This is a genomic window from Escherichia sp. TW14182 (assembly GCF_000208525.1).
In the GTDB taxonomy this organism is placed as follows: domain Bacteria; phylum Pseudomonadota; class Gammaproteobacteria; order Enterobacterales; family Enterobacteriaceae; genus Escherichia; species Escherichia ruysiae.
The window spans coordinates 1-18694 of sequence record NZ_AEJZ01000179.1 but is presented as its reverse complement, the minus strand read 5'-3'; the positions used below and the strand labels follow the sequence as shown (position 1 = coordinate 18694).

Below are 18694 nucleotides of genomic sequence, written 5' to 3'. Positions count from 1 at the left end.
GATAAAACCGTGGAGCGGAAACGAAGTTTTATCCATTTTTGGTTACCTGAGTCGTTGATGGTTGATGGCAATCAGAACGTGGAAGAACGGAAGATCGGTATTTATTCCGGCCAGGTCTGGCACAGTGATTTAACGCTGAAAGCCGATTTTGACGTTTCGCGTCTTAGCGAACTCAACGCGCCAAATATCACCTTAGGCAAGCCGTTTATTGTGATTAGCGTCGGGGATGCGCGTGGTATTGGCGTGGTGAAAGCGCCTGAACTTAACGGAACTGCGCTGAGCATTGAACCTGGCACCGGGTTAGAGCAAGGCGGGCAGGGCGTGCATATCCCTTTACCCGAAGGAGACTGGCTGAAGCAGAACCTGAAGCTGAATATGGCGCTGAATTTAAGCGGTACTGGTGATTTTTCTGTGGTGCCGACGGGACGTAATAGCGAGATGACCTTAACCAGCAACTGGCCGCACCCCAGTTTTTTAGGTGATTTTTTGCCAACGAAACGGGAGTTAAGTGCATCCGGTTTTCAGGCGCAATGGCAAAGTAGCTGGTTTGCTAATAATCTCGGTGAGCGTTTTGCTTCAGGCAATGATAGCGGCTGGGAAAATTTCCCGGCGTTTAGCGTCACAGTCACTACGCCAGCCGATCAGTATCAATTAACGGATCGGGCGACCAAGTACGCCATTTTGCTGATCTCGCTAACTTTTATGGCCTTCTTTGTCTTTGAAACATTAACGGCAAAGCGTTTACACCCGATGCAATATTTGCTGGTAGGGCTGTCATTGGTGATGTTTTATTTGCTCTTGCTGGCGCTTTCTGAACATACCGGTTTTACCGTGGCATGGATAATCGCCAGTCTGATTGGGGCGTTAATGAACGGTATTTACTTGCAGGCAGTATTAAAAGGCTGGCGCAACAGCATGTTGTTTACTCTCGCGCTGTTGTTGCTGGATGGCGTGATGTGGGGACTGCTGAATTCTGCCGATAGCGCGCTGTTGTTGGGAACCTGTGTGCTGGTGGTGGCGCTGGCTGGCATGATGTTTGTGACACGTGATATCGACTGGTATGCATTTTCACTACCGAAAATGAAAACCAGTAAAGAAGTCACAACAGACGATGAGTTACGCATCTGGAAATAATGTTGAAAAATAAAAACGGCGCTAAAAAGCGCCGTTTTTTTGACGGTGGTAAACCGATTAATCTTCCAGATCACCGCAGAAACGATAACCTTCACCGTGAATGGTGGCGATGATTTCCGGCGTATCCGGCGTAGATTCGAAATGCTTACGAATACGACGGATTGTCACGTCTACAGTACGGTCGTGCGGCTTCAGCTCACGGCCGGTCATTTTCTTCAGCAGTTCAGCACGGGACTGAATTTTGCCTGGGTTTTCACAGAAGTGAAGCATGGCGCGGAACTCGCTGCGCGGCAGTTTGTACTGCTCGCCATCAGGGCCGATCAACGAACGGCTGTTGATGTCCAGTTCCCAACCATTGAACTTGTAGCTTTCAACGCTACGACGTTCTTCGCTGACAGTACCCAGATTCATGGTACGAGACAGCAAGTTGCGTGCACGGATAGTCAGTTCACGCGGGTTGAACGGTTTGGTGATGTAATCGTCTGCACCGATTTCGAGGCCGAGAATTTTATCGACTTCGTTGTCACGGCCAGTCAGGAACATCAACGCAACATTCGCCTGCTCGCGCAGTTCACGCGCTAACAGAAGACCGTTCTTACCCGGCAGATTGATATCCATGATCACCAGGTTGATGTCATATTCAGAGAGGATCTGATGCATTTCCGCGCCATCTGTCGCTTCGAAAACATCATAGCCTTCCGCTTCGAAAATACTTTTCAACGTGTTGCGTGTTACCAACTCGTCTTCAACGATAAGAATGTGCGGGGTCTGCATGTTTGCTACCTAAATTGCCAACTAAATCGAAACAGGAAGTACAAAAGTCCCTGACCTGCCTGATACATGCTGCAAATTAACATGATCGGCGTAACATGACTAAAGTACGTAATTGCGTTCTTGATGCACTTTCCATCAACGTCAACAACATCATTAGCTTGGTCGTGGGTACTTTCCCTCAGGACCCGACAGTGTCAAAAACGGCTGTCATCCTAACCATTTTAACAGCGACATAACAGGCTAAGACGTGCCGGACACCCAATAAAACTACGCTTCGTTGACATATATCAAGTTCAATTGTAGCACGTTAACAGTTTGATGAAATCATCGTATCTAAATGCTAGCTTTCGTCACATTATTTTAATAATCCAACTAGTTGCATCCTACAACTAATAAACGTGGTGAATCCAATTGTCGAGATTTATTTTTTATAAAATTATCCTAAGTAAACAGAAAGATATGTAGCGTTTTTTAACAATTGAACGGTTAGTACAGTCAAGAAATAGTTTAGCTTTTTTTAAGTTAAGTGAAGGGCTTTTTCTGCGACTTGCGTTAATATTTTGTAAATTCTCTCCGCGCAGTAAGTTGACATTCATCACTCTATTCGCGGTTATTTGGTCAAGAAGAGTAGCAACATGCGTTTAACGATTATTCTGGTCGCACCCGCCAGAGCAGAAAATATTGGGGCAGCAGCGCGGGCAATGAAAACGATGGGTTTTAGCGAACTGCGAATTGTCGATAGTCAGGCACACCTGGAGCCAGCCACCCGATGGGTTGCTCATGGCTCCGGTGATATTATTGATAATATTAAAGTTTTTCCGACGCTGGCTGAATCGTTACATGACGTAGATTTCACTGTCGCCACTACAGCGCGTAGTCGGGCGAAATATCATTACTACGCGACACCGGTGGAACTGGTGCCATTGTTGGACGAAAAATCGGCGTGGATGAATCATGTGGCGCTGGTCTTTGGTCGTGAAGATTCCGGGCTGACCAACGAGGAACTGGCACTGGCTGATATTCTTACCGGCGTGCCAATGGTGGCGGATTACCCTTCGCTCAATCTGGGGCAGGCGGTGATGGTCTATTGCTATCAATTAGCAACATTAATACAACAACCGACGAAAAGTAACGCAACGGCAGACCAACATCAACTGCACGCTTTACGCGAACGTGCCATGTCGTTGTTAACGACGTTAGCGGTGGCAGATGACACAAAACTGGTCGACTGGTTACAGCAACGTCTGGGGCTTTTAGAGCAACGAGATACCGCAATGTTGCATCGTTTGTTGCATGATATTGAAAAAAATATCACCAAATAAAAAACGCCACGTCATGTTGTTTTTAGGTTTTCATTCTGACTGCAACGGGAAATCTGTCTCTGAATGGATTAAAAAAGAGCATCTGCCAGCAGCTTATGGACTGGTTACCTGCCGTGAGTAAATTAAAATTTTATTGACTTAGGTCACTAAATACTTTAACCAATATAGGCATAGCGCACAGACAGATAAAAATTACAGAGTACACAACATCCATGAAACGCATCAGCACCACCATTACCACCACCATCACCATTACCACAGGTAACGGTGCGGGCTGACGCGTACAGGAAACACAGAAAAAAGCCCGCACCTGACAGTGCGGGCTTTTTTTTCGACCAAAGGTAACGAGGTAACAACCATGCGAGTGTTGAAGTTCGGCGGTACATCAGTGGCAAATGCAGAACGTTTTCTGCGGGTTGCCGATATTCTGGAGAGCAATGCCAGGCAGGGGCAGGTGGCTACAGTCCTCTCTGCTCCCGCCAAAATAACCAACCATCTGGTGGCGATGATTGAAAAAACGATTAGCGGCCAGGATGCTTTGCCCAATATCAGCGATGCCGAACGTATTTTTGCCGAACTTCTGACGGGACTCGCCGCCGCCCAGCCGGGTTTTCCGCTGGCGCAACTGAAAACGTTCGTCGATCAAGAATTTGCCCAAATCAAACATGTTCTGCATGGTATCAGCCTGTTGGGACAGTGCCCGGACAGCATCAACGCTGCGCTCATCTGCCGTGGTGAAAAAATGTCGATCGCCATTATGGCCGGTGTACTGGAAGCGCGCGGACATAACGTTACCGTTATCGATCCGGTCGAAAAACTGCTGGCAGTCGGTCATTACCTCGAATCTACCGTCGATATTGCTGAGTCCACCCGCCGTATTGCGGCAAGCCGCATTCCGGCTGACCACATGGTGCTGATGGCAGGTTTCACCGCCGGTAATGAAAAAGGCGAACTGGTGGTGCTGGGACGTAACGGTTCCGACTACTCCGCTGCGGTACTGGCCGCCTGTTTACGTGCCGATTGTTGCGAGATCTGGACGGACGTCGACGGTGTCTATACCTGCGACCCGCGTCAGGTGCCCGATGCGAGGTTGTTAAAGTCGATGTCCTATCAGGAAGCGATGGAGCTTTCCTACTTCGGCGCTAAAGTTCTTCACCCCCGCACCATTACCCCCATCGCTCAGTTCCAGATCCCTTGCCTGATTAAAAACACCGGAAATCCACAAGCGCCAGGGACGCTCATCGGTGCCAGCCGTGATGAAGACGAATTACCGGTCAAGGGTATTTCCAATCTGAATAACATGGCGATGTTCAGCGTTTCCGGTCCAGGAATGAAAGGGATGGTCGGCATGGCGGCGCGCGTCTTTGCAGCAATGTCACGCGCCCGCATTTCAGTGGTGCTGATTACGCAATCGTCTTCCGAATACAGCATCAGTTTCTGCGTTCCACAAAGCGACTGTGTGCGAGCTGAACGGGCAATGCAGGAAGAGTTCTATCTTGAACTGAAAGAAGGTTTACTGGAGCCGCTGGCGGTGACGGAACGACTGGCCATTATCTCGGTGGTGGGCGATGGTATGCGCACGCTGCGTGGGATCTCGGCGAAATTCTTTGCCGCGCTGGCTCGTGCCAATATCAACATTGTCGCCATTGCTCAGGGTTCTTCTGAACGCTCAATTTCTGTCGTGGTAAATAACGATGACGCGACGACTGGCGTGCGCGTTACCCACCAGATGCTGTTCAATACCGATCAGGTTATCGAAGTGTTTGTGATTGGCGTCGGTGGCGTTGGCGGCGCGCTGCTGGAGCAACTGAAGCGTCAGCAAAGCTGGCTGAAGAACAAACATATTGATTTACGAGTCTGTGGCGTTGCCAACTCGAAGGCACTGCTCACCAATGTGCATGGCCTTAACCTGGAAAACTGGCAGGAAGAGCTGGCGCAGGCCAAAGAGCCGTTCAACCTTGGGCGCTTAATTCGCCTGGTGAAAGAATATCATCTGCTGAACCCGGTCATTGTTGACTGCACCTCCAGCCAGGCGGTGGCGGATCAATATGCCGACTTCCTGCGCGAAGGTTTCCACGTTGTCACGCCGAACAAAAAGGCCAACACCTCGTCGATGGATTACTACCACCAGTTGCGTTATGCGGCGGAAAAATCGCGACGTAAATTCCTCTATGACACCAACGTCGGTGCGGGATTACCGGTCATTGAGAATCTGCAAAACCTGCTCAATGCAGGTGATGAGTTGATGAAATTCTCCGGCATTCTTTCTGGTTCGCTTTCATACATCTTCGGCAAGCTAGACGAAGGCATGAGTTTCTCTGAGGCGACCACGCTGGCGCGGGAAATGGGGTATACCGAACCGGATCCGCGTGATGATCTTTCTGGTATGGATGTGGCGCGCAAACTGTTGATTCTCGCCCGTGAAACTGGACGTGAACTGGAGCTGGCGGATATCGAGATCGAACCTGTGCTGCCCGCAGAGTTTAACGCAGAGGGTGATGTTGCAGCTTTTATGGTGAATCTGTCACAGCTCGACGATCTCTTTGCCGCGCGCGTGGCGAAGGCTCGTGATGAGGGTAAAGTTTTGCGCTATGTTGGCAATATTGATGACGATGGCGTCTGCCGCGTGAAAATTGCTGAAGTGGACGGTAACGATCCGCTGTTCAAAGTGAAAAATGGCGAAAACGCCCTGGCCTTCTATAGCCACTATTATCAGCCGCTGCCGTTGGTTCTGCGCGGATACGGCGCGGGCAATGACGTTACGGCTGCCGGTGTCTTTGCCGATCTGCTACGCACCCTCTCATGGAAGTTAGGAGTCTGACATGGTTAAAGTTTATGCTCCGGCTTCCAGTGCCAATATGAGCGTCGGGTTTGATGTGCTTGGCGCGGCGGTAACGCCTGTTGATGGCGAGTTGCTTGGGGATGTGGTGACGGTTGCGGCGGCAGAGACATTCAGCCTCAACAACCTTGGACGGTTTGCCGACAAGCTACCGTCAGAACCACGAGAAAATATCGTTTATCAGTGCTGGGAGCGTTTTTGCCAGGAGTTGGGCAAGCAAATTCCAGTGGCGATGACCCTGGAAAAGAATATGCCGATCGGTTCTGGTTTAGGTTCCAGCGCCTGTTCGGTGGTCGCGGCACTGGTAGCGATGAATGAACACTGCGGCAAGCCGCTCAATGATACCCGTTTGCTGGCTTTGATGGGCGAGCTGGAAGGACGTATCTCTGGCAGCATTCATTATGACAACGTGGCACCGTGCTTTCTTGGTGGTATGCAGTTGATGATCGAAGAAAATGGCATCATCAGTCAGCAAGTGCCGGGGTTTGATGAGTGGCTGTGGGTGCTGGCGTATCCGGGGATTAAAGTCTCGACGGCAGAAGCACGAGCTATATTACCGGCGCAGTATCGCCGCCAGGATTGCATTGCGCACGGGCGACATCTGGCGGGCTTCATTCACGCCTGCTATTCCCGTCAGCCTGAGCTTGCCGCGAAGCTGATGAAAGATGTTATCGCTGAACCCTACCGTGAACGTTTATTGCCAGGCTTCAGGCAGTCGCGGCAGGCGGTTGCGGAAATAGGCGCGGTAGCGAGCGGTATCTCCGGCTCCGGTCCGACATTGTTCGCTCTGTGTGACAAGCCGGATACCGCCCAGCGCGTTGCCGACTGGTTGGGTAAGAACTACCTGCAAAATCAGGAAGGTTTTGTTCATATTTGCCGGCTGGATACGGCGGGCGCACGAGTACTGGAAAACTAAATGAAACTCTACAATCTGAAAGATCACAACGAGCAGGTCAGTTTTGCGCAAGCCGTAACCCAGGGGTTGGGCAAAAATCAGGGGCTGTTTTTTCCGCACGACCTGCCGGAATTCAGCCTGACTGAAATTGATGAGATGCTGAAGCTGGATTTTGTCACCCGCAGTGCGAAGATCCTTTCGGCGTTTATTGGTGATGAAATCCCGCAGGAAATACTGGAAGAGCGCGTGCGCGCGGCGTTTGCCTTCCCGGCTCCGGTCGCCAATGTTGAAAGCGATGTCGGTTGTCTGGAATTGTTCCACGGGCCAACGCTGGCATTTAAAGATTTCGGCGGTCGCTTTATGGCGCATATGCTGACCCATATTGCGGGTGATAAGCCAGTGACCATTCTGACTGCAACCTCCGGCGATACCGGGGCGGCAGTGGCTCACGCTTTTTACGGTTTACCGAATGTAAAAGTGGTTATCCTCTATCCACGCGGCAAAATCAGTCCCCTGCAAGAAAAGCTGTTCTGTACGCTGGGCGGCAATATTGAAACCGTTGCCATCGACGGCGATTTCGATGCCTGTCAGGCGCTGGTGAAGCAGGCGTTTGATGATGAAGAACTGAAAGTGGCGCTGGGGTTAAACTCCGCTAACTCCATTAACATCAGCCGGTTGCTGGCGCAAATTTGCTACTACTTTGAAGCTGTGGCGCAGTTGCCGCAAGAAGCGCGCAACCAGCTGGTTGTCTCGGTGCCGAGCGGTAACTTCGGCGATTTGACGGCAGGCCTACTGGCGAAATCTCTTGGCCTGCCGGTGAAGCGTTTTATTGCTGCGACCAACGTGAACGATACCGTGCCGCGTTTCCTGCACGACGGGCAGTGGTCGCCAAAAGCCACCCAGGCGACGTTATCCAACGCGATGGACGTGAGTCAGCCGAACAACTGGCCGCGCGTGGAAGAGTTGTTTCGCCGCAAAATCTGGCAACTGAAAGAGCTGGGTTATGCGGCGGTGGATGATGAAACCACGCAACAGACGATGCGTGAGTTAAAAGAGCTGGGCTATACCTCAGAACCGCACGCTGCTGTGGCTTACCGTGCGCTGCGTGACCAGTTGCATCCAGGCGAATATGGTCTGTTCCTTGGCACCGCACATCCGGCGAAGTTTAAAGAGAGTGTGGAAGCGATTCTCGGTGAATCGCTGGCGCTGCCAAAAGAGCTGGCAGAACGAGCTGAATTACCGCTGCTTTCTCATAATCTGCCCGCCGATTTTGCCGCGTTGCGCAAGCTGATGATGAATCATAAGTAGTATCCATTAATTTCCTGAAAATGGCCGGGCTTGCGTTTATGCAGTTCGGCTTTTTTATGGAGAAAACATGAGAAAAATCGACAGAAAAAAAGGAGAAATTTTCAATAAATGCGGTAACTTAGCTCTTTGAATTGTAGAGAATGACAACGGGGATTCTTTTACCGTAAGCTCCTCATATCGGCCCATAACTGGCAATGATAAAAGGAGTCACCTGTGAAAAAGATGCAACCTATCTTACTCGCACTTTCCCTGATTCTGGTCGCTCCTATGGCAGCGCAGGCTGGGGAAATAATGCTAGTACCATCAGTGAAATTACAGATTGGCGATCGCGACCACCGTGGTTACTACTGGGATGGCGGTTACTGGCGTGACCGTGACTGGTGGTATCGAAATTATGAATGGCGAGACAATCGCTGGCACCCACACGGAGCGCCGCGTCATAATTGGTATAATGATCATCGAAATGATCACCGTGGAGATCATCGACACGATCACGGCGGCGATCATCGTCCGGGTCCGGACAGGCACCATCGGTAAATACAAATGCCGGATGACCTCCGGCATTTACCGCAAACTTAACGCAGTTCGTAGCGTTTAAACACCAGTTCGCCATTGCTGGAACTGGCTTCATCGAAGAAGTAACCTTCACTATTAAAACCAGTCAGTTGCTCTGGTTTGGTCAGGCGATTTTCAATAATAAAACGACTCATCAGGCCACGCGCTTTCTTAGCGTAGAAGCTAATAACCTTAAACTTACCGTTCTTCTCATCGAGGAACACCGGCTTGATAATCTCAGCATTCAGTTTCTTCGGTTTCACTGATTTAAAATACTCATCTGACGCCAGATTAATCACTACCTGATCGCCTTGCGCTTCGAGCGCCTCGTTCAGCTTGTTTGTGATCACATCACCCCAGAATTGGTACAGATCTTTACCCCTGGCGTTCTCAAGACGAATACCCATCTCCAGACGATATGGCTGCATTAAATCAAGTGGGCGCAGTACGCCATACAAACCGGAAAGCATACGCAGGTGCTGCTGGGCAAAAGCGAAATCTTCTTCACTGAAGGTTTCGGCCTGCAAACCTGTGTAGACATCGCCTTTGAACGCCAGAATCGCCTGTCGGGCATTCTCCGGGGTGAAATCTGGCTGCCAGTCTTGAAAGCGAGCGGCGTTGATACCCGCCAGTTTGTCACTGATGCGCATCAGCGTGCTAATCTGCGGGGGCGTCAGCTTCCGCGCTTCGTGAATAAGCTGCTGAGAGTTGTCTAACAGCTCCGGCAACGTATAGCGCGTGGTAGCCAACGGGCTTTGATAATCAAGCGTTTTCGCAGGTGAAATCAGAATCAGCATATCCAGTCCTTGCAGGAAATTTACAGCGACTGTAGCAAAAAAAGCGGATGAATTGATCGATAGTTGTGATTAGTCCCGCGAAACATCATCCCACGTATCAGGCGCGAGTTGCTGGTCGATATCCGGGTAGCGCAGCGGATCAAACACCGGACGCACACCAAGTTTGCGCTGGCGAAGATAATCACTGGCAATGGTATGCACTACCGGAGAGAGCAGCAAAATAGCGGTCAGATTAGTGATAGCCATACACGCCATAATAATATCAGCCAGTTGCCACATCATGGGCAGACTAAGTAACGTGCCACCAATCACGGTGGTAAAGATGCAGATACGCAGGCACCAGATCGCTTTGGGGCTGTTCAGGCGTAAAAAGAAAAGATTATTTTCTGCATAAATGTAATTGGCAACGATGGAGCTGAAGGCAAACAGAATTACCACGATTGTGACAAACTCTGCTCCCCAGGAACCCATTAGTGCTCGCATCGCTTTCTGGAGAAGTTGAATACCCTCCAGCGGCATATAGGTTGTACCGTTTCCGGCCAGTAATATCAGCATGGCGCTCGCCGTGCAGATGACCAGGGTGTCGATGAAAATGCCGATCATCTGGACAATGCCTTGCGCAGCCGGATGCGGCGGCCAGGATGCCGCTGCCGCTGCTGCATTTGGTGTCGAACCCATTCCCGCCTCATTAGAAAACATACTGCGCTGAAAGCCGTTTGTAATCGCCTGACTCAGGGTGTAACCCGCCGCACCGCCTGCCGCTTCCTGCCAGCCAAAGGCGCTTTCAAAAATAGACCAAATGACCTGAGGAAGTTGCTCGATATTCATCGCACAAATGGCCAGACTGGTGAGTACCCAGATTAATGCCATCGCAGGGACAAACCATTGCATCAGTCGGGCTACGCCATGAATACCGTGGGTTATCGCCAACAGAGTAAAGACGGCGAGAATGATGCCAGTTACTAATGGTGGAACATCAAACGCAAAATTCATCGCGCGGGCAACGGCGTTTGCCTGAACACCGCTGAAAATCAATCCGTAGGCAATGAGCAAAAAGATAGCGAATAGCACGCCCATCCAGCGCATCCCCAATCCACGTGCCATATACCATGCTGGACCACCGCGAAACTGCCCATTAGCGTCACGTTCTTTATAAAGCTGGGCAAGGGAACATTCTGCAAAAGAGGTCGCCATGCCGATAAACGCGGCAATCCACATCCAGAAGATAGCACCGGGTCCACCGGCAGTAATGGCCAACGCAACACCTGCGAGGTTACCGCTGCCGACGCGCGCGGCAAGACTAGTGCACAGTGACTGAAAAGAGGTTAAGCCACCCGGTTGGGGATGAACGCTATTTTTGAGACTTTTGCCAAACTGGCGAATGTAGCGAAACTGAACGAATCCGGTGCGAAAAGTGAACCAGCAACCTGCACCGAAGAGCAGGTAGATCATCACTGATCCCCATAGTACATTGTTAATAAAAGAGAAAAAATCAGGCATTCGTATCCCTCTTGTCGCCGGCACGCGGTTACATTCCTGTGTAAACGTTACCAATTGATTAAGAATTATATACGATGTGCATTGGTAGATAACGCCTGTGTAGCATACTCGAGTTTTTGTTTAAAAATGGCGAGCGATATCAACGCAGTGTCAGAAAACGTAAACAGTCTCGCCTGGCTATAACCCTCTCGTCTGCGGTTGCGCTGTCGTTGCGTCGTGATATCATCAGGGCAGACCGGTTACATCCCCCTAACAAGCTGTTTAAAGAGAAATACTATCATGACGGACAAATTGACCTCCCTTCGTCAGTACACCACTGTAGTGGCCGACACTGGGGACATCGCGGCAATGAAGCTGTATCAACCGCAGGATGCCACAACCAACCCTTCTCTCATTCTTAACGCAGCGCAGATTCCGGAATACCGTAAGTTGATTGATGATGCTGTCGCCTGGGCGAAACAGCAGAGTAACGATCGCGCGCAGCAGATCGTGGACGCGACCGACAAACTGGCAGTAAATATTGGTCTGGAAATCCTTAAACTGGTTCCGGGTCGTATCTCCACTGAAGTTGATGCGCGTCTTTCTTATGACACTGAAGCGTCAATTGCGAAAGCAAAACGCCTGATCAAACTCTACAACGATGCGGGTATCAGCAACGATCGTATTCTGATCAAACTGGCGTCTACCTGGCAGGGTATCCGTGCTGCTGAACAGCTGGAAAAAGAAGGTATCAACTGTAACCTGACTCTGCTGTTCTCCTTCGCTCAGGCGCGTGCTTGTGCGGAAGCAGGCGTGTTCCTGATCTCTCCGTTCGTTGGTCGTATTCTGGATTGGTACAAAGCGAATACCGATAAGAAAGAGTACGCTCCGGCAGAAGATCCGGGCGTGGTTTCTGTATCTGAAATCTACCAGTACTACAAAGAGCACGGTTATGAAACCGTGGTTATGGGCGCAAGCTTCCGTAACATCGGCGAAATTCTGGAACTGGCAGGCTGCGACCGTCTGACCATCGCACCGGCACTGCTGAAAGAGCTGGCTGAGAGCGAAGGGGCTATCGAACGTAAACTGTCTTACACCGGCGAAGTGAAAGCGCGTCCGGCGCGTATCACCGAGTCTGAGTTCCTGTGGCAGCACAACCAGGATCCAATGGCAGTAGATAAACTGGCGGAAGGTATCCGTAAGTTTGCTGTTGACCAGGAAAAACTGGAAAAAATGATCGGCGATCTGCTGTAATCATTCTTAGCGTGACCGGGAAGTCGGTCACGCTACCTCTTCTGAAGCCTGTCTGTCACTCCCTTCACAGTGTATCATTCTGTTTAACGAGACTGTTTAAACGGAAAAATCTTGATGAATACTTTACGTATTGGCTTAGTTTCCATCTCTGATCGTGCATCCAGCGGCGTTTATCAGGATAAAGGCATCCCTGCGCTGGAAGAATGGCTGACATCAGCACTGACAACCCCCTTTGAACTGGAAACCCGCTTAATCCCCGATGAGCAGGCGATCATCGAGCAAACGTTGTGTGAGCTGGTGGATGAAATGAGTTGCCATCTGGTGCTCACTACGGGAGGGACTGGGCCGGCGCGCCGTGACGTGACGCCTGATGCGACGCTGGCAGTAGCTGACCGCGAGATGCCGGGCTTTGGTGAACAGATGCGCCAGATTAGCCTGCATTTTGTACCAACCGCGATCCTTTCGCGTCAGGTGGGTGTGATTCGCAAACAGGCACTGATCCTTAACTTACCCGGTCAGCCTAAGTCCATCAAAGAGACGCTGGAAGGTGTGAAGGATGCTGAGGGTAACGTCGTGGTGCACGGTATTTTTGCCAGCGTACCGTACTGCATTCAGTTGCTGGAAGGGCCATACGTTGAAACGGCACCGGAAGTGGTAGCGGCATTCAGACCAAAGAGTGCAAGACGCGAAGTTAACGAATAAAAAAATCCCCCCGAGCGGGGGGATCTCAAACAATTAGTGGGATTCACCAATTGGCAGAACGGTGCGGCCAAACTGCTCGTTCAGCACTTCACCCATCGCCAGATAGATTGCGCTGGCACCGCAGATCAAACCAATCCAGCCGGCAAAGTGGATGATCGCAGCATTACCGGCAATGTTACCGATCGCCAGCAGAGCAAACAGCACGGTCAGGCTAAAGAAAACGAATTGCAGAACGCGTGCGCCTTTCAGCGTGCCGAAGAACATAAACAGCGTAAATACGCCCCACAGACCCAGGTAGACACCAAGGAACTGTGCATTTGGCGCATCGGTCAGACCCAGTTTCGGCATCAGCAGAATCGCAACCAGCGTCAGCCAGAAAGAACCGTAAGAGGTGAATGCGGTTAAACCGAAAGTGTTGCCTTTTTTGTACTCCAGCAGACCAGCAAAAATTTGCGCGATGCCGCCGTAGAAAATGCCCATGGCAAGAATAATACCGTCCAGAGCGAAATAACCCACGTTGTGCAGGTTAAGCAGAATGGTGGTCATGCCGAAGCCCATCAGGCCCAGCGGTGCCGGATTAGCCAACTTAGTGTTGCCCATAATTCCTCAAAAATCATCATCGAATGAATGGTGAAATAATTTCCCTGAATAACTGTAGTGTTTTCAGGGCGCGGCATAATAATCAGCCAGTGGGGCAGTGTCTACGATCTTTTGAGGGGAAAATGAAAATTTTCCCCTGTGTCAGGTATCAGGGCTGAGTGGCGCTAATCATTCGTCGCAGACAGGCGATTTGTAACACCGCTGGAATTGTCACCCGAAAGGCAGTGCCGCTAACGGCTTTAACCCCATTTAATGCTGCACCCACCGGCCCTCCCAGACCCGCACCGCGTAGCAGACCATGCCCAAGTACGCTCATCGCTGCGTGGGTACGCAAAATGCGGGTCAGCTGGCTGGAAAGCAGATGCGACACGCCTTTGGCCAGTTGCTTGTCTTTCATCAATAACGGCAGCAGCTCTTCCAGTTCGTTAACCTTCGCGTTGACGGTCTGCAAAAACTCCTTTTTATGCGTCTCGTCCATTTTCTTCCAGGTGTTGCGCAGAAAATGTTCGAGTAACTGTTGCTCTATTTCAAAGGTAGACATCTCTTTATCGGCTTTCAGTTTCAGCCGTTTGGAGACGTCGAGTAAAATAGCGCGATACCGTTTGCCGTGTCCGCGCAGTTTGTTAGCGATGCTATCGCCGCCGAAATGTTGTAATTCCCCGGCAATTAGCTGCCAGTTGCGGCGATGCTGCTCTGGATGCCCTTCCATCGATTTAAACAGTTCGTTGCGCATTAATACGCTGGACAGGCGGGTTTTGCCTTTTTCATTATGAGTGAGTAAGCGGGTAAAGTTTGCCAGCTGTTCTTCGCTGCAATGCTGTAGAAAATCTAAGTCCGAATCATGTAGATAATTGACGTTCATGTCATTGTGGCTTCTGTATTAAAAGATTAGTCGTCGCCGATAATTTTCAGCGTGGCCATATCCGATGAGTTCACCGTATGACCGGAAAAGGTGATTTTTGACACGCAGCGTTTGTTGTCGTTATCGCTGTTAATGTTGATCCAGCCGGTGGTTTGCCCTTCTTTGATTTCAGCCGGAATGTTCAGGCTTTGGCTGGCGCTACGGGCTGCTTTGAAATAAACCGACGCGGCGCTTAACTGTAAATCGCCATGATCGGCAGTGAGTTGTATGCGTTTTACAATGCGGCAAACGGGGAGTTTCAACGTCAGATCGTTGGTTTCGTTACGCGGCATGGCAATGACGCCGAGGATTTTATGGTCGTTGGCCTGCGCGGTGCAGCACAGCATCAGGCCGAGCACGAGGGTGGCGGAAATCATAAAAATGGATTTCATGAAGATTCTCTTAGCGGGGAGCAGTCGGGGGAAGAATAGCCACTAGTTTACTGCTGACGAAAAGAAGATTCAGGTGCGTAATCTTTTCTTTTTATTACAATTTTTTAGTGAATGATTTGTGTGAAATTCATTTTTTACGTGAATATTATTGCTCCCTTTTTTTCACTTCTTCCGGCATATCGTGAAATTTCTGCGCAAAAGCACAAAAAATTTTTGCATCTCCCCCTTGATGACGTGGGTTACGACCCCATTTAGTAGTCAACCGCAGTGAGTGAGTCTGCAAAAAAATGAAATTGGGCAGTTGAAACCAGACGTTTCGCCCCTATTACAGACTCACAACCACATGATGACCGAATATATAGTGGAGACGTTTAGATGGGTAAAATAATTGGTATCGACCTGGGTACTACCAACTCTTGTGTAGCGATTATGGATGGCACCACTCCTCGTGTGCTGGAGAACGCCGAAGGCGATCGCACCACGCCTTCTATCATTGCCTATACCCAGGATGGTGAAACTCTGGTTGGTCAGCCGGCTAAACGTCAGGCAGTGACGAACCCGCAAAACACCCTGTTTGCGATTAAACGCCTGATTGGCCGCCGCTTCCAGGACGAAGAAGTACAGCGTGATGTTTCCATCATGCCGTTCAAAATTATTGCTGCTGATAACGGCGACGCATGGGTCGAAGTTAAAGGCCAAAAAATGGCACCGCCGCAGATCTCTGCTGAAGTGCTGAAAAAAATGAAGAAAACTGCAGAAGATTACCTGGGCGAACCGGTAACTGAAGCAGTTATCACCGTACCGGCATACTTTAACGATGCTCAGCGTCAGGCAACCAAAGACGCAGGCCGTATCGCTGGTCTGGAAGTAAAACGTATCATCAACGAACCGACCGCTGCTGCACTGGCTTACGGTCTGGACAAAGGTACTGGCAACCGTACTATCGCGGTTTATGACCTGGGTGGTGGTACTTTCGATATTTCTATTATCGAAATCGACGAAGTTGACGGCGAAAAAACCTTCGAAGTTCTGGCAACCAACGGTGATACCCACCTGGGTGGTGAAGACTTCGACAGCCGTCTGATCAACTACCTGGTTGAAGAATTCAAGAAAGATCAGGGCATTGACCTGCGCAACGATCCGCTGGCAATGCAGCGCCTGAAAGAAGCGGCAGAAAAAGCGAAAATCGAACTGTCTTCCGCTCAGCAGACCGACGTTAACCTGCCATACATCACCGCAGACGCGACCGGTCCGAAACACATGAACATCAAAGTGACTCGTGCAAAACTGGAAAGCCTGGTTGAAGACCTGGTGAACCGTTCCATCGAGCCGCTGAAAGTTGCTCTGCAGGACGCTGGCCTGTCCGTATCTGATATCGACGATGTTATCCTCGTTGGTGGTCAGACTCGTATGCCAATGGTTCAGAAGAAAGTTGCTGAGTTCTTTGGTAAAGAGCCGCGTAAAGACGTTAACCCGGACGAAGCTGTGGCAATCGGTGCTGCCGTTCAGGGTGGTGTACTGACTGGCGACGTGAAAGACGTACTGCTGCTGGACGTTACCCCGCTGTCTCTGGGTATCGAAACCATGGGTGGTGTGATGACGACGCTTATCGCGAAAAACACCACTATCCCGACCAAGCACAGCCAGGTGTTCTCTACCGCTGAAGACAACCAGTCTGCGGTAACCATCCACGTGCTGCAGGGTGAACGTAAACGTGCGGCTGATAACAAATCTCTGGGTCAGTTCAACCTGGATGGTATCAACCCGGCTCCGCGCGGTATGCCGCAGATCGAAGTTACCTTCGATATCGATGCTGACGGTATCCTGCACGTTTCCGCGAAAGACAAAAACAGCGGTAAAGAGCAGAAGATCACCATCAAGGCTTCTTCTGGTCTGAACGAAGATGAAATCCAGAAAATGGTACGCGACGCGGAAGCTAACGCCGAAGCAGACCGTAAGTTTGAAGAGCTGGTACAGACTCGCAACCAGGGCGACCATCTGCTGCACAGCACCCGTAAGCAGGTTGAAGAAGCAGGCGACAAACTGCCGGCTGACGACAAAACTGCTATCGAGTCTGCGCTGACTGCACTGGAAACTGCTCTGAAAGGTGAAGACAAAGCCGCTATCGAAGCGAAAATGCAGGAACTGGCACAGGTTTCCCAGAAACTGATGGAAATCGCCCAGCAGCAACATGCACAGCAGCAGACTGCCGGTGCTGATGCTTCTGCAAACAACGCGAAAGATGACGATGTTGTCGACGCTGAGTTTGAAGAAGTCAAAGACAAAAAATAATCGCCCTATAAACGGGTAATTATACTGACACGGGCGAAGGGGATTTTCCTCTCCGCCCGTGCATTCATCTAGGGGCAAATCAAAAAAAATGGCTAAGCAAGATTATTACGAGATTTTAGGCGTTTCCAAAACAGCGGAAGAGCGTGAAATCAAAAAGGCCTATAAACGCCTGGCCATGAAATATCACCCGGACCGTAACCAGGGTGACAAAGAGGCCGAGGCGAAATTTAAAGAGATCAAGGAAGCTTATGAAGTTCTGACCGACTCGCAAAAACGCGCGGCATATGATCAGTACGGTCATGCGGCGTTTGAGCAAGGCGGCATGGGCGGCGGCGGTTTTGGCGGCGGAGCAGACTTCAGCGATATTTTTGGTGACGTTTTCGGCGATATTTTTGGCGGCGGACGTGGTCGTCAACGTGCGGCGCGTGGTGCTGATTTACGCTATAACATGGAGCTCACCCTCGAAGAAGCTGTACGTGGCGTGACCAAAGAGATCCGCATTCCGACTCTGGAAGAGTGTGACGTTTGCCACGGTAGCGGTGCAAAACCAGGTACGCAGCCGCAGACCTGTCCGACCTGTCATGGTTCTGGTCAGGTGCAGATGCGCCAGGGCTTCTTTGCCGTGCAGCAGACCTGTCCGCACTGTCAGGGGCGCGGTACGCTTATCAAAGATCCGTGCAACAAATGCCATGGTCATGGTCGTGTTGAGCGTAGCAAAACGCTGTCCGTTAAAATCCCGGCAGGGGTGGACACTGGAGACCGCATCCGTCTTGCGGGCGAAGGTGAAGCAGGCGAGCATGGCGCACCGGCAGGCGATCTGTACGTTCAGGTTCAGGTTAAACAGCACCCGATTTTCGAGCGTGAAGGCAACAACCTGTATTGTGAAGTCCCGATCAACTTCGCTATGGCGGCGCTGGGCGGCGAAATCGAAGTGCCGACCCTTGATGGTCGCGTCAAGCTGAAAGTGCCTGGCGAAACCCAGACCGGTAAGTTGTTCCGTATGCGCGGTAAAGGCGTTAAGTCTGTTCGCGGCGGTGCACAGGGCGATTTGCTGTGTCGCGTTGTCGTCGAAACGCCGGTAGGTCTGAACGAGAAGCAGAAACAGCTGCTGCAAGAGCTGCAAGAAAGCTTCGGTGGCCCAACCGGCGAGCACAACAGCCCACGCTCGAAGAGTTTCTTTGATGGCGTGAAGAAGTTTTTTGACGACCTGACTCGCTAATTTTCCCAAAGGCCTGCCCGTGGGCAGGCCAGGGTAAAAAAAATAGGGTGCGTTGAAGATATGCGGGCACCTGTAAAGTGGCGGGGATCGCTCCCCGCCGTTGCTCTTACTCGGATTCGTAAGCCGTGAAAACAGCAACCTCCGTCTGGCCAGTTCGGATGTGAACCTCACAGAGGTCTTTTCTCGTTACCAGCGCCGCCACTAAGATCGGAAGAGCGGTTCAGCAGGAAT

Annotated in this window: 18 protein-coding genes, 1 pseudogene and 1 other annotated feature; of the genes and pseudogenes, 12 read left to right on the top strand and 7 right to left on the bottom strand. The window is 50.8% G+C overall.

Annotation, left to right across the window (positions count from 1 at the left end; translation table 11 throughout):
- Window positions 1-1134 (top strand): cell envelope integrity protein CreD (gene creD, locus EQY_RS0115565; RefSeq protein ID WP_000001809.1); only part of this gene is annotated, 1134 nt, incomplete at its 5' end.
- 57 nt (window positions 1135-1191) lie between these two features.
- Here creD and arcA read toward each other — a convergent pair.
- Window positions 1192-1908: a two-component system response regulator ArcA gene (arcA, locus tag EQY_RS0115560; protein WP_001194358.1), complete on the bottom strand. Its 717-nt coding sequence runs from the start codon at window positions 1906-1908 to the stop codon at window positions 1192-1194.
- 95 nt (window positions 1909-2003) lie between these two features.
- Between arcA and yjjY the strand changes: the two genes are divergently transcribed.
- The 7 genes from yjjY (at window position 2004) to EQY_RS0115520 (ending at window position 8809) form a co-directional block, all read left to right on the top strand.
- Window positions 2004-2144 carry a YjjY family protein gene (yjjY, locus tag EQY_RS0115555; protein WP_001303782.1) on the top strand — a complete coding sequence of 47 codons (141 nt, stop codon included), beginning with the start codon at window positions 2004-2006 and terminating at the stop codon, window positions 2142-2144.
- Between the two features lie 399 nt (window positions 2145-2543).
- On the top strand, window positions 2544-3230 hold the full coding sequence (locus EQY_RS0115550; protein WP_001241207.1) for a tRNA/rRNA methyltransferase: 687 nt from the start codon (window positions 2544-2546) through the stop codon (window positions 3228-3230).
- 212 nt (window positions 3231-3442) lie between these two features.
- Window positions 3443-3508 (top strand): thr operon leader peptide, encoded by a 66-nt coding sequence (thrL, locus tag EQY_RS0115545; protein WP_001386572.1) that lies wholly within the window; start codon window positions 3443-3445, stop codon window positions 3506-3508.
- Window positions 3444-3563, top strand: a sequence feature (Thr leader region). Its footprint overlaps the gene before it by 65 nt.
- A 25-nt stretch (window positions 3564-3588) precedes the next feature.
- Entirely contained in the window at window positions 3589-6051 is a 2463-nt protein-coding gene (gene thrA, locus EQY_RS0115540; RefSeq protein ID WP_001264711.1) for a bifunctional aspartate kinase/homoserine dehydrogenase I, read from the top strand.
- 1 nt (window position 6052) lies between these two features.
- Window positions 6053-6985: a homoserine kinase gene (gene thrB / locus EQY_RS0115535; protein WP_000241673.1), complete on the top strand. Its 933-nt coding sequence runs from the start codon at window positions 6053-6055 to the stop codon at window positions 6983-6985.
- Entirely contained in the window at window positions 6986-8272 is a 1287-nt protein-coding gene (gene thrC / locus EQY_RS0115530; protein ID WP_000781040.1) for a threonine synthase, read from the top strand. It abuts the gene before it with no gap.
- A 213-nt stretch (window positions 8273-8485) separates the two neighbouring features.
- A complete protein-coding gene (locus EQY_RS0115520; RefSeq protein WP_032224357.1) occupies window positions 8486-8809 on the top strand; it encodes a DUF2502 domain-containing protein in 324 nt (107 codons plus the stop codon).
- A gap of 38 nt (window positions 8810-8847) precedes the next feature.
- Here the strand turns inward: EQY_RS0115520 and yaaA are convergent, their stop codons facing one another.
- Window positions 8848-9624, bottom strand: a complete 777-nt coding sequence (gene yaaA / locus EQY_RS0115515) for a peroxide stress protein YaaA (RefSeq protein ID WP_000906161.1) — start codon at window positions 9622-9624, stop codon at window positions 8848-8850.
- Window positions 9625-9693: 69 nt separating this feature from the next.
- Window positions 9694-11124: an alanine/glycine:cation symporter family protein gene (locus tag EQY_RS0115510; RefSeq protein WP_001112546.1), complete on the bottom strand. Its 1431-nt coding sequence runs from the start codon at window positions 11122-11124 to the stop codon at window positions 9694-9696.
- A gap of 279 nt (window positions 11125-11403) precedes the next feature.
- Between EQY_RS0115510 and tal the strand changes: the two genes are divergently transcribed.
- Together tal and mog are read left to right on the top strand one after the other, a co-directional pair.
- Window positions 11404-12357: a transaldolase gene (gene tal / locus EQY_RS0115505; RefSeq protein WP_000130187.1), complete on the top strand. Its 954-nt coding sequence runs from the start codon at window positions 11404-11406 to the stop codon at window positions 12355-12357.
- A 114-nt stretch (window positions 12358-12471) separates the two neighbouring features.
- A complete protein-coding gene (gene mog / locus EQY_RS0115500) occupies window positions 12472-13059 on the top strand; it encodes a molybdopterin adenylyltransferase (protein WP_024212610.1) in 588 nt (195 codons plus the stop codon).
- Between the two features lie 33 nt (window positions 13060-13092).
- On the opposite strand, the gene satP is transcribed toward mog, so the two are convergent.
- The 3 genes from satP to EQY_RS0115485 form a co-directional block, all read right to left on the bottom strand.
- Complete coding sequence (satP, locus tag EQY_RS0115495) at window positions 13093-13659, bottom strand: acetate uptake transporter (RefSeq protein WP_000528538.1); 567 nt, start codon at window positions 13657-13659, stop codon at window positions 13093-13095.
- A gap of 148 nt (window positions 13660-13807) precedes the next feature.
- On the bottom strand, window positions 13808-14521 hold the full coding sequence (gene msyB, locus EQY_RS0115490) for an acidic protein MsyB (RefSeq protein WP_001102347.1): 714 nt from the start codon (window positions 14519-14521) through the stop codon (window positions 13808-13810).
- Window positions 14522-14547: 26 nt separating this feature from the next.
- On the bottom strand, window positions 14548-14952 hold the full coding sequence (locus tag EQY_RS0115485; RefSeq protein WP_000835566.1) for a DUF2541 family protein: 405 nt from the start codon (window positions 14950-14952) through the stop codon (window positions 14548-14550).
- Window positions 14953-15327: 375 nt separating this feature from the next.
- Here EQY_RS0115485 and dnaK point away from each other — a divergent pair, with 375 nt between their 5' ends.
- Window positions 15328-17244: a molecular chaperone DnaK gene (gene dnaK / locus EQY_RS0115480; protein WP_000516135.1), complete on the top strand. Its 1917-nt coding sequence runs from the start codon at window positions 15328-15330 to the stop codon at window positions 17242-17244.
- 88 nt (window positions 17245-17332) lie between these two features.
- Window positions 17333-18463 carry a molecular chaperone DnaJ gene (dnaJ, locus tag EQY_RS0115475; protein ID WP_001118464.1) on the top strand — a complete coding sequence of 377 codons (1131 nt, stop codon included), beginning with the start codon at window positions 17333-17335 and terminating at the stop codon, window positions 18461-18463.
- 106 nt (window positions 18464-18569) lie between these two features.
- On the opposite strand, the pseudogene mokC reads toward dnaJ, so the two are convergent.
- Window positions 18570-18668, bottom strand: a pseudogene (mokC, locus tag EQY_RS27535) (type I toxin-antitoxin system toxin MokC); the annotation flags it as partial.
- Window positions 18669-18694: the final 26 nt, after the last annotated feature.